This is a genomic window from Streptomyces sp. CMB-StM0423, from assembly GCF_002847285.1.
Lineage (GTDB): Bacteria > Actinomycetota > Actinomycetes > Streptomycetales > Streptomycetaceae > Streptomyces.
On the sequence record NZ_CP025407.1, the window covers coordinates 8,015,085 to 8,029,398 of the forward strand.

At 68.9% G+C, this 14,314-nt stretch carries 13 protein-coding genes and 5 pseudogenes; 7 read left to right on the forward strand and 11 right to left on the reverse strand.

Features of this window, described 5'->3' with window-relative positions:
* The first annotated feature begins 82 nt into the window (after positions 1-82).
* Positions 83-868, forward strand: a complete 786-nt coding sequence (locus tag CXR04_RS34535) for an SDR family NAD(P)-dependent oxidoreductase (RefSeq protein ID WP_101426107.1) — start codon at positions 83-85, stop codon at positions 866-868.
* A gap of 93 nt (positions 869-961) precedes the next feature.
* Positions 962-1,078: pseudogene (locus CXR04_RS34540) on the forward strand (IS5/IS1182 family transposase); the annotation flags it as partial.
* Here the strand turns inward: CXR04_RS34540 and CXR04_RS34545 are convergent.
* Positions 1,045-1,344, reverse strand: a pseudogene (locus CXR04_RS34545) (transposase); the annotation flags it as partial. The pseudogenes CXR04_RS34540 and CXR04_RS34545 overlap by 34 nt on opposite strands.
* 207 nt (positions 1,345-1,551) lie before the next feature.
* Here CXR04_RS34545 and CXR04_RS34550 point away from each other — a divergent pair.
* Together CXR04_RS34550 and CXR04_RS34555 are read left to right on the forward strand one after the other, a co-directional pair.
* Positions 1,552-1,956 carry a type II toxin-antitoxin system PemK/MazF family toxin gene (locus CXR04_RS34550; protein ID WP_101426108.1) on the forward strand — a complete coding sequence of 135 codons (405 nt, stop codon included), beginning with the start codon at positions 1,552-1,554 and terminating at the stop codon, positions 1,954-1,956.
* A 140-nt stretch (positions 1,957-2,096) separates the two neighbouring features.
* Positions 2,097-2,828 carry a DUF7873 family protein gene (locus CXR04_RS34555; protein ID WP_101426109.1) on the forward strand — a complete coding sequence of 244 codons (732 nt, stop codon included), beginning with the start codon at positions 2,097-2,099 and terminating at the stop codon, positions 2,826-2,828.
* A gap of 446 nt (positions 2,829-3,274) precedes the next feature.
* Here the strand turns inward: CXR04_RS34555 and CXR04_RS36315 are convergent.
* From CXR04_RS36315 to CXR04_RS36330, 4 genes and pseudogenes are all read right to left on the reverse strand, one after another.
* Positions 3,275-3,424: pseudogene (locus CXR04_RS36315) on the reverse strand (IS630 family transposase); the annotation flags it as partial.
* 255 nt (positions 3,425-3,679) lie between these two features.
* Entirely contained in the window at positions 3,680-4,303 is a 624-nt protein-coding gene (locus tag CXR04_RS36320) for an NUDIX domain-containing protein (protein WP_234380655.1), read from the reverse strand.
* Between the two features lie 7 nt (positions 4,304-4,310).
* Positions 4,311-4,661: a hypothetical protein gene (locus CXR04_RS36325; RefSeq protein ID WP_234380656.1), complete on the reverse strand. Its 351-nt coding sequence runs from the start codon at positions 4,659-4,661 to the stop codon at positions 4,311-4,313.
* Between the two features lie 7 nt (positions 4,662-4,668).
* The gene (locus tag CXR04_RS36330; protein ID WP_234380657.1) at positions 4,669-4,872 is read right to left on the reverse strand and encodes a hypothetical protein; all 204 of its coding nucleotides are present in this window, start codon (positions 4,870-4,872) and stop codon (positions 4,669-4,671) included.
* Between the two features lie 847 nt (positions 4,873-5,719).
* Between CXR04_RS36330 and CXR04_RS34565 the strand changes: the two genes are divergently transcribed.
* The 3 genes from CXR04_RS34565 to CXR04_RS34575 all read left to right on the forward strand — a co-directional run bounded on the left by CXR04_RS34565 (position 5,720) and on the right by CXR04_RS34575 (position 9,183).
* Positions 5,720-5,995: a hypothetical protein gene (locus CXR04_RS34565; RefSeq protein WP_101426110.1), complete on the forward strand. Its 276-nt coding sequence runs from the start codon at positions 5,720-5,722 to the stop codon at positions 5,993-5,995.
* The gene (locus CXR04_RS34570; protein WP_101426111.1) at positions 5,992-7,944 is read left to right on the forward strand and encodes an ATP-binding cassette domain-containing protein; all 1,953 of its coding nucleotides are present in this window, start codon (positions 5,992-5,994) and stop codon (positions 7,942-7,944) included. Before CXR04_RS34565 ends, CXR04_RS34570 begins: the two co-directional genes overlap by 4 nt.
* 456 nt (positions 7,945-8,400) lie before the next feature.
* Positions 8,401-9,183, forward strand: a complete 783-nt coding sequence (locus CXR04_RS34575) for an IS5 family transposase (protein WP_101426112.1) — start codon at positions 8,401-8,403, stop codon at positions 9,181-9,183.
* Between the two features lie 4 nt (positions 9,184-9,187).
* On the opposite strand, the gene CXR04_RS35030 is transcribed toward CXR04_RS34575, so the two are convergent.
* From CXR04_RS35030 to CXR04_RS36345, 6 genes and pseudogenes are all read right to left on the reverse strand, one after another.
* Positions 9,188-9,685, reverse strand: coding sequence for a hypothetical protein (locus CXR04_RS35030; RefSeq protein WP_442802340.1), 498 nt, complete (start codon positions 9,683-9,685; stop codon positions 9,188-9,190).
* A gap of 220 nt (positions 9,686-9,905) precedes the next feature.
* A complete protein-coding gene (locus tag CXR04_RS34585) occupies positions 9,906-10,874 on the reverse strand; it encodes an ATP-binding protein (RefSeq protein WP_442802437.1) in 969 nt (322 codons plus the stop codon).
* A gap of 68 nt (positions 10,875-10,942) precedes the next feature.
* Positions 10,943-11,632 carry a Mu transposase C-terminal domain-containing protein gene (locus CXR04_RS36335; protein WP_234380659.1) on the reverse strand — a complete coding sequence of 230 codons (690 nt, stop codon included), beginning with the start codon at positions 11,630-11,632 and terminating at the stop codon, positions 10,943-10,945.
* Entirely contained in the window at positions 11,629-12,984 is a 1,356-nt protein-coding gene (locus tag CXR04_RS36340; protein ID WP_234380861.1) for a hypothetical protein, read from the reverse strand. Before CXR04_RS36340 ends, CXR04_RS36335 begins: the two co-directional genes overlap by 4 nt.
* A 93-nt stretch (positions 12,985-13,077) precedes the next feature.
* Positions 13,078-13,853 (reverse strand): annotated as a pseudogene (locus CXR04_RS36985) (TnsA-like heteromeric transposase endonuclease subunit); the annotation flags it as partial.
* Between the two features lie 233 nt (positions 13,854-14,086).
* Positions 14,087-14,314, reverse strand: a pseudogene (locus CXR04_RS36345) (DNA-binding protein); the annotation flags it as partial.

Below are 14,314 nucleotides of genomic sequence, written 5' to 3' on the forward strand. Positions count from 1 at the left end.
CTCGCCTCCAGTCCTGCCCTTACCTTGAGAGAAGAGGTGAGTCACTCGGCTCACCACTAGTGCAAGCCTGGAAGGATGCACCATGGGACGCTTTGAGGGCCAGACCGTCATCGTCACGGGCGGCAGCGGGGGCATGGGCAGCAGTCATGTACAGGGCTACCACGCCGAGGGGGCGAACGTCGTCATTGCCGGCCGCGGCGACGCCGGCCGCGATCTCGCTGCTCAGCTCGGTCATCGTGCTCTGTCCGTTCACCTGGATGTCGCCAGCGAGGACGAATGGGCGGCGGTGGTGCGAGACGTCGAAGGCCGATTCGGGCCGATCACCATCCTGGTGAACAACGCGGGTGTCCAGAACCCGGCGGCCCCTATCGAGCACACCGAACTCCGCACCTGGGAGCACACCTTCAGCGTCAACGTCACCGGCCAGTTCCTCGGCATCAAGGCCGTGGCTCCGTCGATGCGCAGGGGCGGTGGGGGAACCATTGTCAACATCGCCTCGACCATGGCCCACGTCGGCACGGCCTTCTACGCCCCCTACACCGCCAGCAAGTGGGCCGTGCGCGGGCTGACCAAGACGGCCGCGCTGGAGCTGGGACGGGACAACATCCGGGTCAACTCCATCCACCCCGGCGTCGTCTCCACACCGCTGATCAACGAACCCACCGTCGCAGGCCAGCCGGCCATAGCCGACTTCTACTCGCCCGACCCCTTCGCCATCCCCCGCCTCGCCGAACCCTCTGACATCACCCGCCTGTTGCTCTTCATCACCTCCCAGGACGCATCTTTCGCTACGGGCTCGGAATTCGTCCTGGACGGTGGCCTGCTGCTCGGCCCTGCACTCCAACCCGAAGCCGGCATCGCAGCTTGAGCCGGCATCGCAGTACGGAGCGTGCAGTCGCGGGCGCCCATCTTGTGCAAGGCGAAGCGAACTGCCTTGCGATGATGACGGGCTGTAGCAGTTGTGATCACGGCGCCCGAGCCGTCCTGCATAGCTCCATTCACTGGGCTGAGCCCGCGTTGCTTCGGCAGGTTGGTGGCCGCGTTGCGACGGGAGGGCGCGGATGCGGTGAGGCGGGGCACGTCCCCGGTCTCATCGACGACCAGCACTGCGTCCTCGTCGTGCAGATGCTCCAGCACGTACTCGCGCACGTCATCACGCACGCGGTCGGCATCCCACTTGGCCCGGCCGAGCAGGTGCTGCATGCCGTCCGGACTGGCATCCCCGGCCCACTCGGCGATGCTCCAGCAGTTCTTGCGCGGCAGGTCCGACAACAGTCCCAGCACCAGGTCCCGCACCCGGCGCCTCGGCTCCACCCGCGCGAACCGGCCCGCTATTCGGCCCATCAGGACCTCGAACGCCTCCTGCCAGCGGGCAGGGTCTACGCTGTGACCTGCGGCCACCGCAAGATCGTTAGTCTTCACACACCGATGATCAGCGGTGGCCGCACCCGTCTTCACCGCGCCCTCGGTCACGACGTGCGAAGACGGGCCCCATCCCGTGCCCCGCTCGGGCACGCAGCGTTCGCCCGCCGTCTCGTGCCAGGAGGACACATGCAACGCGGCGAAGTCTGGTGGGTCGACTTCGACGAGCGACGCCCGGTCGTGCTGCTGTCGGACGACGAGTCATCCGGGTTCCAGGCGATGCAGGTCGTTGCTCCCGCGGGTGTCGACATCAGCGGCCTGGGCGTTGAAGTGGCCGTAGGCGCCCGGGAAGGACTGCCCTTCGAAGGGGTGCTGCGGTTCGCGTTCCTGCGTCCAGGCTTTACTCCTTGCACATGGCTGACCACCGTGGCCCGGGACGACCTGATCGAGCGTGTGGGCGTGTTGTCCGCCGCGAAGCTCAGCGAGGTCGGAGAAGCCCTCCGTGCCGCCGGACAGAGGAGGGAGTGGACCCCGTTGACGGCTGCCAGGCTCCAGGAGATCAAAGATGCCCGCCGTCTCGGAGAACTTGAGTAGCGGACGCCTCTGATGCCCAGCTCGATCTCATCGATGACCGACGACGGCCCCTCTCCACCACACTCCAGCAACAAGATCACGATCTACGGCTGGAGTATTAATCGGATGTGCGTGCGGCGCGGGGTTGTTAGGTTTGCCGTGTGCCGAAGCTGAATCAGATCATCGCAGTCGAAAAGGGCGTCAAGTCCAAGGCCCTCCAAGAGCTCACCCAGGTTCACCAGGACGTGCAGAAGCCCGCCCTGCTGGCCGGTATCTCCCGGACCTACCAGCCCAAGGACGAGGAGGGCGAGCAGTTGCCGCCCGAGTCCACGCGGGTGCAGATCAAGGCCGAGGACGCTCTGCGGGCGACCGCCGGGACGCTGACGCGGCTCTTCGACGTGACCGCGACGAAGGACTGGGCGAACCGGTCCGCGGTCGCGGACGTGGTGGTCGACGGTACGGTGCTGTTGCCCCAGGTGCCCGTCCCGTACCTGTTGTTCCTGGAGAAGCAACTCACCGACCTGCACACCTTCGTGCGCAAGCTGCCGGTGCTCGACGCGTCCGAGTCGTGGAACCTGGACCCCTCGACGGACTCGTGGAAGACGGACCCGGTGCGGACCATCCGCACGAAGAAGGTTCCGCGCAACCACGTGAAGGCCGAGGCCACGGAGAAGCACCCGGCGCAGGTCGAGGTGTACTACGAGGACGTCCCGGTCGGTTACTGGACCACGGTGAAGTTCTCCGGCGCGCTGCCCGCCCGGCGGGTCAACGAGCTCCTCGACCGCGTCGAGAAGCTCCAGCAGTCCGTCAAGTTCGCCCGCGAGGAGGCGAACAACACCGAGGTCACCGACCAGCGGGTCGGTGACGCGGTATTCGGCTACCTCTTCCGGTAGCCCCCACATACGCCCTCCGTCGCGAGCGGAGGGTGCGCGATGAGCGCAAGCTGAAACTGATGTTGAAGCTGATCAAGGGGTGTCAGTTGGGGGTTCGAATCCCTCTCCCCGCACCACGTGCGGGGGTGGCCCAAGCCTGGCAGAGGCGGCCCCGTGAAACTCAGATTCTCGCTCCAGTCTCAGTATTCGCCGCCGAACACCGGATCGACCGAACGTGGGCGAACATCGACGGATGGGGGTTCAAGTCCCTCCGGCGCCTCTCTCGTGGCGCTGTAGTTCAAAGGCAGAACACGTCGATCTCAACATGACCCGCGGTTCTTAAACGCCGCCGGTGTGCGCAAATGGGTGGCAAGCTGGAGCCCGGGAGCTGGACATGCTCTCGGGCTCCGTCACCTTCCGTGTCCGCGGCTTGTGCTGTGACCGGGAAGGTTCACCGGGTTGAGTGATCAGGCCCCCGTGGGTAGGGGTCTGCCGTCCCAATGGATGCTTCTTTCGCTGCGGATTCGGGCACCTTCGCGTCGTTGGGGGGCCAGAATGTCGGGGTGGCGGGCGTTCTGGTTGCGCTACTGCAGGTAGGCGTGCAGTGCCCGGGTCCTGATCCGACCGTGCGGGTCTCGCATGTACTCATCGAAACGCCCAAGACGCTCGCATCGATCGGTACGCCTGAAAACTCCGAGACCATCGCCCGCGCTGTCACCGGCGATGCGATCGCGTGTTTCAACTTCGCAGCTTGTGAACGGCCCGCAGGAACGCCCGAAGGTCATCTGAAGTGGACGGTAGGCCGTCGGTACGGGGGATCTACTGGTGGCGGTCGTGCTCGGTGAGGATGACGGAGCTGGGGTGGTCGGCAGTCAGGGTGAAGACGAACTGGCGGCTGAGGCCGCCGCGTGTGTTGGTGTCATCGAAGTGGCCAGGTATTGGTCGACCGACGTGAGGGGCAGGCTGATCGTTCCGCAGACCTTCCGGGTGGGGCAGTCCAGGATGGATTCGTTCTTCTCACGCTTCCCGCTGGGGAGTTCCGATGTGCCGCCGAGGCAGTCCTCCGGCCTGCGCCGCACGAACAGGATCGTGTCATCGCGGAGGATGAGGGCCGCGGAGAGCAGGTCGCGGATGCCGTCGGCGTGGGCCCGGTCCTCCAGATCGGCTGAGAGCCCGCGCAGCGCGGCATAGCGGGCCAGCGGGCTCATCGGCAGGCGGCGCATGTCGCGGGGGTTGATGAAAGTGAGATCGGTGCCCTCGGTCAGGATCAGGGTGTCGGGGTCGCCGTCCCACCGACCGTGGAAGATGTGGACGGGGTAGCCGTCGGAGAGGATGCGGAACATCGGGGCGAGCGCGATGTCCTTCAGCCCGGTTTCCTCGTCGAGTTCGCGGACGCCGGTGGCGAGGGGGTCTGCGTCGCCGGGTTCGGCGCCACCGCCCAGCGGTGCCCAGGTGCTCGGCGCCCAGATGCCTTCCTTGTCGTCCCGCAGGTGCATGAGGACTTCACCCGGCCCTGTTGGTGATCACCACGAGGGTGCCGTACGGGTCGTCCTTGGCCGGACGGACTTGTTGCGGGCGTCCCAGCACCTTCAGGACGCGGGCGCGCAGCACGGGGTCGTCCAACTGCGAGGGACCGCACGATTCGGCGCCGGCTCCATCGCCGGCCGGGGTGATCTCGGGGATGCACCGGGTGCGGAAGAGGAAGCGGACGTCGATGTGGTGTGCTGGCTCGCGTTGCTGCGGGGCGGCGCCGGTCGGGTGGACGCCGACGTGGACCGGTTCGCCGCTGCAGAGTGGCTGAAGGGCCGTGATGCCGGTCTCGGTGGCGACCGCCCGCCGTACGGCGCCGGTCAACGTGCGATCAGCAGGCGCAGGGACCTCCCGGTGGGATGCGTCGCCCCGATGCCTCGTCCTGGAGCATCAGGACTTCGTCGCCGTCGTTGACGACGACACCTGAGATGGTCACGTGGCCGCCGAAGTCCGTGCCGCCCGCCGCCAAGCGACGAAGGGGCGGCTCCAGGAGTGCCTGCTCGGCAGGATGGCGACGCAGGTAGGCGGTGACCACGTCGTGAACGTGCAGGTGGGAATCGCCATGTGCGCTCCTTCGTGACCTTCCGCAGGCCCCAGGGCTCACCGCCGGCCAAGCGGGGCGCGGATCTGGTGAGCTCCACCTGCCGAAACCCGCCCTGGCCAAGGGCGGCCCCCTGCGGGCACTCACCAGGTGGGCGCCGGAAGCGACCTTAATCCTCACTCCGCGCGCTCGTGGCCTGCCACGTGCGAATCCACCCAACCGCACGACGGGCTGGGGGCAGTTCAAGCCAACTTGCCAACGGCTCAACCTCGGTAACTCACCTGCTGCTTCGAAAGCCGTTTCTTCCGGCTTTCACCCAGGTCACCGGCCGACCTTCGCGAACCGTTGCCCAACGCCGAAAAGAAGGCTCGGATTGTCCGGAACCCGGCACCGCCGCCGCCCGATTGTCAGTGGCCTGGTCGATGGTTCCCTCCCGCAGGCCCATCACCCTCACCGAGGAGACCAGTGCTGTCGACAGCCTCACGCAATCCCCCACCCGCGTTACACCTTCGCCGCTGTCCTCCCGACGAGTGAATCGAACGCAGGGGAGTGCCGTCCACGCCTGAGCGACGCGCCCTATCTCGAACCTGCGCTCGACCCATCGCCCGGCCCAGCCCGTATCGGCCACGTGGGCACCCACGTTGTCCGAGTGCTCAATGCGATCTCTACCTGAGGAGTAAACCGTGAATCCTGTGCGCCCTCGTCCCGCCGCCTACCCCGCGTTCGAGAATCCTCCCGCTCGGGCCGCCAAGCCCACGGGTCTCCAGCGCGTCCAGCGCCCGGCTGCCGCACGCCGCGCACCGTTCGCAGCCGCATCACGACCGTCACCGAGGTGGGGGGCATGAGCGACGCCAAGGCACGTATCAAGGCTTCGCGCGGCTGCACCGAGCGAGCCATCTGCGTCGCCGCTGGAACCAGGGACGACTGCCAGCGGGACGACTCCCATGTTCGGGACCTCCTACTCACCAACGACTGCCGGCACCACCTGCCGACCGTCCCGGCTGAACTGGAGGCGCCCTGCTCCCTCGCCTTGGGCGGGGCGTACGAGGATTCACGGGCCGCCACGGGCCCCGGTCGGGCCGTCTTGAACCGGCTGATGACGGAGGTGTTCGCATGAGGCGCCCCCGCAGCACCGCACGGCCGACCGCTCCCGCCGTACCGCAAACCCCGCCCCCGGCGGACGGCACGGCTACCGTCCCCACGCCGCGCCCGGCCGATCCTCAGCCCTCGGCTCCACCCGAGCTGGACTACCACGGGCGCAAGCACCGCCGGGCCATGGACGACGCGAGCCTGGCGGACATGGCCCGCCGTATCCCGACCGCGCTGGCCCAGACGGCCCGGCTGGCATGGTCCGTCGACCGGCGCATGACGCTTACGATCCTCGTATGCCAGGTGCTGTCCGGCCTGGGCACCGCCGTCATGCTCACCGCAGTCGCCAAAGCGATGCCCCACCTCGCTACCGCCGACGCCCGCACCGGGCTGGAACGGGCCTGGCCGGCGCTGACGGTCGCCCTCGTCGCCATGGCGCTCGGCGCCAGCATGTGGATCCTCGCAGACTGGGCCACCCGCCGACTGAACCCGCAGATCGCCTCCGCCGTCGATCTCACCCTGGTCGACCTCCACATGAAGGCCGAACTCTCCGCCTACGACACCGAAGGGTTCACCGACCGCAGCCGGGCCGCGGAGATCGGCGCCCTGCGCGCGATCGACCTCGCGGACGACGCCAAGACGCTGACCAACGGCCTGGTCCAGCTCGTGTCCGCCGCGACCGTCCTGACTGCCCTCCACCCCCTGCTCCTGGGCGTACTGCTGCTGTCCGTCATCCCCAGAGGCATGGGCGGCGTGATCGCCGCGCGCATCGACTACCGCATTCACGACCGCACCATTTCCGCCCGGAATGTACGCGGCATGATGCGCTGGTGGCTGACCACCCCTGATCTCGCCGACGAACTGCGCGCCAACACCATGCGCCCCTACCTGTACTCCTGGTACCGGGTGATGTGCGACAGGGTCGAAGGCCGCGAACTCCAAGGAGCCCGCCCGTACCTATTCGTGACGCTCCTCGCCGCCTCCCTGGCGGGCCTGTTCACGCTCGGCATGTGGGCGGCCCTGGCCGCACTCGCCCTCTCCGGAGCGATGTCCACCGCCATCGCCGGCATCGCCATCGTCGCCTCGCAGACGGCCGGACGCGCCCTCAACTCGATCATCCGGTACGGGGCGGTGATGTTCCACCACGGCCTCTACCTGCACGACTACCACGAATTCACCGACGAAGTCCGCTCCATGACCACCACCCGCGGCACCACCCAGGCCAGCGCGCCGCAGCGCATCCACCTACACGAGGCCGAGTTCACCTACCCCGACAAGGACACACCCGCGCTGCACCCGATCACCCTCACCCTCAACCGCGGCGAAGTCGTCGCCCTCGTCGGCGAGAACGGCGCCGGCAAGTCGACCCTGATCCGCCTGCTCACCGGACTGACCCTGCCGACCGGCGGAACGGTCCACTGGGACAACACCGACCTGACCACCGCCGACGCGGAATCCGCCTGGCGGCACGTCGGCCTGGTCCCCCAGAAGAACGGGCACTGGCCGCTGGCCGCCCGCGAGAACATCACCCTCGGCCAGCCCCGCGAACACACCGACGACCCCGTCTGGGACGCCGCCGAACGGGTCGGCATGACCCAGGCCCTCCAAAAACTCCCGGACCGGCTCGATACCCTGCTGGCCCGCTCGGTGTGGGGCGGGCACGAACTATCCGGTGGGCAGTGGCAGCGCCTGGCATGCGGACGGGCCCTTTACCGGGCGCCGGCGGTGCTCGTGCTGGACGAGCCCACCAGCGAGATGGATGCTCGCGGCGAGCACCTCATCTTCCGGGAGCTGCGCGCGATGGCACCCGGCCGGATCACCGTGGTCGTCACGCACCGCCTGGCCGCGACCCGGATGGCCGACCGAGTCATCGTCCTCGACAAAGGACGCCTCCGCGAAGAGGGCACCTTCGACGACCTTGTCGCCACCGAAGGAAGCCTCCTGGGTGAACTGAACGCCCTCGCCCAAGACCGCTGACCCCTGCCCAGCAACGGCGGGGCCGCGCAGCGACGCGGCCCCGCCCCATCCAGACTCCCTGACATCCTAACGCTCGGAAGGGGGGTTGTTGGTGTGCTGGGTCGTTGGTGGCCTGGGGTGTTGTGGGTTTGTTGAGAGGCGGATTTGGCGGTTCGGCGGGGGTGGCCGGGGTGTGTGGGCTGGGGTTAGAAGCCGTTGTCATACCGATCATGGTGGGTGTGGGTTCGAGTGCGGCGTCTCGGGCGGGTGATTTCCGGTTTTCCGGGCATGGAGGCAGGGCCTCCTGCACAGCTCGTGGGTGTCGAAGTCCATGAGCAACAGGAGGCCCTGGTGTCGCAGTCTTCCGCGTCGTTGCCTGCTGCGTCCAACTCGCCTGCTCGGCCGTGTGATTGCCTCGCGCACGTGTACGGCAACGCGGCCGATCGTGCCGGGAGTGTGCGACGCTATCCGTCGGACATGACCGACGCGGAGTGGGTGGTGGTCCGCAGCCTGCTGCCGGTGCCGGCGTGGATGAACGGCAAGGGCGGCCGGCCGGAGGGCTATTGCCACCGGCAGATGATCGACGCAGTCCGGTATCTCGTGGACAACGGGATCAAGTGGCGGGCGATGCCCGCGGACTTTCCCGACTGGGACCGCGTCTACGCGTTCTTCCGCCGCTGGCGTGACCATCGCCTGATCACCGAGTTCCACGACCGGCTGTGCAGCCGGGTTCGCGAAAGCCAGGGGCGGGAGAGGGAACCAACGGCCGCGATCGTCGACTCGCAGTCGGTCAAGGCAGCCGCATCCGTCCCGGCACGGTCACGGGGCTTCGACGGGGCCAAGAACATCAACGGCCGCAAGCGGCACCTGATCGTGGACTGCCTTGGTCTGCTGCTGATGGTGCTGGTCACCCCGGCCGACGTCACTGACCGGGACGCCGCCTGCGGCATGCTGCCCCGCCTGCTGGCCCGTCACCGCAAGATCCGGCTCGTGTGGGCCGACGGCGGCTACACAGGCCGCCTCGTTGACTGGGCCAGGAACAAACTCCGCCTCACCCTGGAGATCGTCAAACGCAGCGACAATACCCGTGGCTTCGTCGTACTGCCCCGACGCTGGTGCGTCGAGCGCACCCTGGCCTGGCTGATGCGCTCCCGCCGCCTGACCCGCGACTACGAGACCCGCCCCGCCACCAGCGAAGCCGTGGTGCACTGGTCGATGGCCATACTCATGGGACGCCGCCTCGCCCGCCGCCGCACCTGATCACTCACTGCGCCGGACATCGCAGGATGAACAGACCCGGCCGGTCCTCCGCCAGCCAGCCCCGCGCGACCAGCCGCTTCGCCTTCACCCGCACACCCTCGACCTTCGCCGGCACCAACTCCAGACCCAATCGGGCAGCCAGGCCCCTCGCCCGCAGTCCCTGGCCGCCACTGTCGGCCTCCAGCACCGCCAGCAACCTGCGGTACTCAGGAGCAAGCACCTGGGCCGTGACACCCTCGCGCCACACGGGGACCACCGAACCGGCCGCGGGCTCCCTCACCTCGACCGGAACCGGCGCCGGCCCGACCGGCTCTGGCAGCACAGCACCCGCAGCCAGGACCTCGGCCAGCTCCGCAAGCGCGACGACCCGCCGGCCCAGCACGGCTTCCGCCTCTACCAGCTCAACCCGAACCCGGTCCGCCTCGGCACGCAGTTCCTCCACCCGCACCCGGGCAGCCGACTCCCGAGCCTCCAACATCCCCATCACCGACGGCACCCGCATACCTCCCCGACGACACAACACGACGTGTCGTCCCTGCCGCAGAACCACCGACATCATGCCTGAACAGCGAAAACACAGCGATCACATTCGGAAAGACAACGGCTTCTTATGTGTTCTGTGTTGAGTGGGGCTGGGTCTGTTGTAGTTGGTTCTAGCGTGTAAAAGCCCCGATTGGTGTTTGTGCTGGTCAGGGCTGTTCTGCCTGCTCAGTGGGCGTGGGCTATCGGCTTCGGCGGGGGCGGTGGTGGGTTTCGGCGAGGTGGTCGAGGCGGATGGTGTCGAGGGTGGTTTTGGTGATGCGTTCGGTGCCGTCGTGGATGGCGGTGATCGCGGCTTGGCGGATGAGGCGGGTGAGGGATCCGATGCGGCCGGCGGTGCGCTGGTGGAGGTAGGGGGTGTGGCGGGGGAGGGTGCCGGGTTTGTGCTGCTGGAGGTCGAGATGGTTTTCGATGTCGGTGATGACGTCGCGGAACGGGTGGCGGGTGCCGTGGCGGGCGGGTAGGGGGCCGCAGTCGACGAGGGTGGCGCGTCCGGCGAGTTGGGCGCCCCGCGTCCCGGTGAACAGGGGTGTGTCGGTGACGTTGATGCCGGCGTAGACGAACGTGGCGGGAAGGCGTTCGCTGAGGTCCTTGATGAGGTCGGCGGTTTGGGCGCCGGTGGTGGTGCGGGGGTTGAGGCGGTGGATCTCGTCGATGAGGACGAGTTGGACGCCGGCCTGGGTGTAGGTGTGGCAGACGGCTTCGGTGATCTGGGTCTGGGTCATGCGCGCGGTTGTGGGGATACCGAGGTAGCGGGCGAACTCGGTGATGAGGGTCTTCGCGGTCGCGCCGGGCGGGACCAGAACATACGCGACCGGTACCGCGGCATGCGCTGATCCCGGTGGCGGCGGGTTCTTGCGGGTGTGGGCGAGGTGGCAGATACGCCCGACGTTCAGGAGGGCGGTGGTTTTTCCTGCTGCGGCGCGTCCGGTGACGATGAGGGAGGGCCGGGCGGTGGTCTGCTGGTGGCGTCCGAGGATCATTAGGGTGCGGACCTGAGTGGCCAGGGCGTGGATGGCGGGGGTGCGGATGGTGACGAAGCTGGAGTGGTAGGCCAGGCGTTCCTCCGCACTACGGGGCGGGTCGCCGGGCCGGGGCGGGACGACGGGGTCGGTGGTCGCGAAGCGGTGCCAGCCCTGCCAGGTGGTCAGCGGCCAGGACGGCTCGGCTCCGCCGACGCCGCCGGCTGGTGTGCTGCTCGCGCTTGTCTGGCTGGGGTTCACCATGTGGCGGCTTCCTCGTGCGCGTTGTAGAGCCCGAATCCGGTGGCCGGGGCGGGGCTGACGTCGTCGTCGGGCAGGTCGTCGATGCTGTCGTCGTTGCCTTCGTCGCCTTGCTGCGCCGGGCTGCCAGCGGGTGCTTCGGTGCCGTGGTCCCCATCGCGGGCTTCGGGGAGCGGGAGGCGAGCGGTGCGGGCCATGAGTGCCTGCTCCGCTGTGGTGGCGTGGCCGCTGTGGACGCGGCGCATGAGCTGGTCGAGGGCATCGGCGAGGCCGGCTTCGTACTGCTCGGCATCACCGTGGTTGCCGTCAACGGCCTGGGCGCGGATGTGCTGCCAGGTGCGTTCGTCGAAGGGCCGGTGGACGTGGTCGCGGTGGATCCACGGAATCTCGGTGAGTTCACCGTCGGGAAGCCGGACCCAGACCTGGCGCACGTCGTGCGGGTTGTAGTGGATCTCCCATTTCCCGCCGCGGCCGGCGACGGGGGAGGCCTGGCCGCGGTGCGGGGCGAGGAGATCCGCGTCGTAGGTGCGGTGGTGGATGGTGATGCCGGCGGGGGTGATGGCCTGCCAGCGCACGGGCAGCAGTTCGAGGTAGTCGCGCCCGGTCAACGGGACGGGTACGTATCCGGCGACGGCGACGAGCGCGGCCCACATCTCGTTCGGCGTGAGTGCCTTCCTGGGCATCATCGGGTGGCGCAGCCCTTCGTGGGCCGGTGGTGGTAGTGCACCAGCCACTCATCGAGGAGGTCCTGGAGCTGGGCGACGCTGTAGCAGGCGTCTTTCTCGGTGTCGGGGCCGCGGCGGGTGACGTCGGATCCGGTGTAGCCGGGCAGGTGCTGGCAGAACAGGGCGTTGATGGAGCCGAAGGTGCGCTCGACGATGCCCTTCGCGGTGGGGGCGCGGGGCGGGGCGGGCTGGACGCTGATGCCGAGGCTCTCGCAGGCGGCGGTGAACGCCCGGGAGACGAAGATTTTGCCCCGGTCGACGACGATCATCTCGGGCAACACGACCGGCCGGGCCGCCGCACCGGCCAGACGCTCGTCCACAGTGGCCAGACGCTCGTGGGGAAGTGTGCGGGCGTGGTCCATGCGCAGGATGTCCGGCCAGGTCGGGCGGGCGGGGTGGGGGACGGCCATCTCCGCGAGCAGCAGGGCCGCATCCACGGCTTTGGTCGCGCTGGGGCACAGCACGGCGGCGAGGATGGCGCGGGTGGCGACGTCGACGGCGATAGTCAGCTCGGGCCGGGCCAGGCGCCCGTCGTCGAAGAGGGCCAGGACATCCAGGCGGGTGGTGTCGATCTGGACCTGCTCGCCCGGCCGCAGCGCCATGGCGGGGGTGAAAGCCCGCCCCTCGACACTCGCGGGCACCTGCCGCACCGGACCACTGGGCAGTTCACCGGGGCGGGCGAGGGAGGTGACGAGCCGGTACAGCGTGGCCTGGGACGGCACGGGCACCGCACCGGGGCCGTGCCGGTCCTTGAGGATCTGGTTGATCAGAGGGAACAGGCCGTTGATGGTGCCCGTGGAACGCCCGCGCCGGCGGCGCAGCGCCTCACGGACGGCGTCGACGACCCGTTCGTCGGAACGTCCGGTGGGGCTGGAGGCGCGGGTGGTCCGGTGGTCCAAGAGCCCCCACAGTCCCTGCTTGCGGTAGGCCAGGCGCATGCGCTGCACCGTCGTACGCGACACCCGCCCGAACCCCAGGACGGTCAGCTCCTCGGCCTTGGCCTGCTCCCGCTCGGCCAGCGTGTGCTGCTCGGGGTCGTACTGCGGCCGCACCACTCCACCGCTGCCGGGCCCGTCGGCAAGGCCGCATTCGACTTCCCGTACATGCCGCTGCCAGGCCAGGGCCTTCTCGCGCGCCGCGGCGGGCGCGGTCTCGAACAGCCCCCACTGCGGGGCCGCCTGCGGCACGTCGGCCCCGATGATGCTGAAGCCGGGATCGGCGAACAGGTACCCGGCGAGCACCGCCTCACCGCCGCCGTCCGGGCCGACGAGGTGAACGGTCTGCCCGGACAGGGCGGCCACCTGCCACTTCACACCGCGGAACCGGACCTGCGCCCGACCTTCACCGCCGGCCGCGCGTTGCGCCGCGCGCTCACCCGGCACCTCCCGTCTCGTCCGGACCGTTCCAGTCCCTGGGCCGACGAGGGCGCACTCGTGCAGCGGCGCCTCCAGGTTGGTCGTGAGCTCTCCGTGCCACAGGGCGTGGAAGACGGCGGGAAGAACCTCGATCGGGTCACCGACAGCTTCGGCTCCCTCGATCAGCGGCCGCGGCCGCGCGAACGCCTCCAGAAACCGCGGGCGTCAGGCCCAGGCGCCCGGCGTTGCGGGGATGGCGGTAGCCGGCCAGCCACTTCAGATTGGCGGCCGGTACATCGTCGAGCGGCGCAAGGCGCCGGTAGGTCCAGCCGATCTCCTCACACGCCTCGCCCATCGCTTCGGCAGCCTTCAAAGCACGGTCGCCGCCGGCTTCCGGGTGGCTGGGGCAGTCGGCCAGCAGAACCTGTGCCGTCGAGGTACCGGGCGAACAGCTGCGGCACCCAGGAGCGCACCCGTCCCCGTTCGTCGCGCCAGATCACTCGTACCGGCCGCCCCGCGAGCCCGGTCACGTGCGGGTCGCGGTCCAGGACCATCAGCTGGGTGCGCATCGCGTTCGATCCCGCGGCCACGTGCCGGCCGGTGGTTGCTGACCACCACACGCCCGGTCCCCAGCGCCGTCCCGGGATCACCGGGAAGGCCGACACCGGCGGCAACTCCTCGAACGCCACGGTCATGGCGGCATCCGCCCACCGCTGCTGGACCGACTGTCCCACCGGGTCGAGGAAAACCGCCTCGAACCCGCTCCCTCGACCTACGGCCGCTCGCCCTGCCCAGCCCCCGGACCGGGCCGCTCCTGTGCTGCTCACCAGCGTCAGTCAAGCTGCTCCCGTAGGCAGCCACCGCTGTTTTCAGTATTTCTGCCACAAGCGAGTGCTCTATCAGCTAACCGCCGATGCACTCGCCCCTGGTCGTTCTCAGGCGCCGTCTTCCTGCCCGCCCGCCGTCAGCATCGTCCTGAGCACCTCGACGGGAATGTCCGCCCACCGGGCCACCTCCTCCAGCGGCACTCCGCCGTTCACCGCTGCCACCGCGGTCCGCTTCAGGCCGCCTCGATCAGACCGGCACTGTGACCGAGGCTGCGCAGCAGTTGCCGGGCAACCTCGGCGGTAGGCCCAGTCTGCACGCCGCGCAGTTGGAGCAGCTGTTCCTCGGCACTGTCGATGAGGCTGCCGATCCGTGCCCGCTGCTCGGGCGGTATCACCGCCCTCCACATCGTCCCGAGCCGGCGCCGTTTCTCCTTGCCGAGCACCCGCAACTGCCCAGCCAT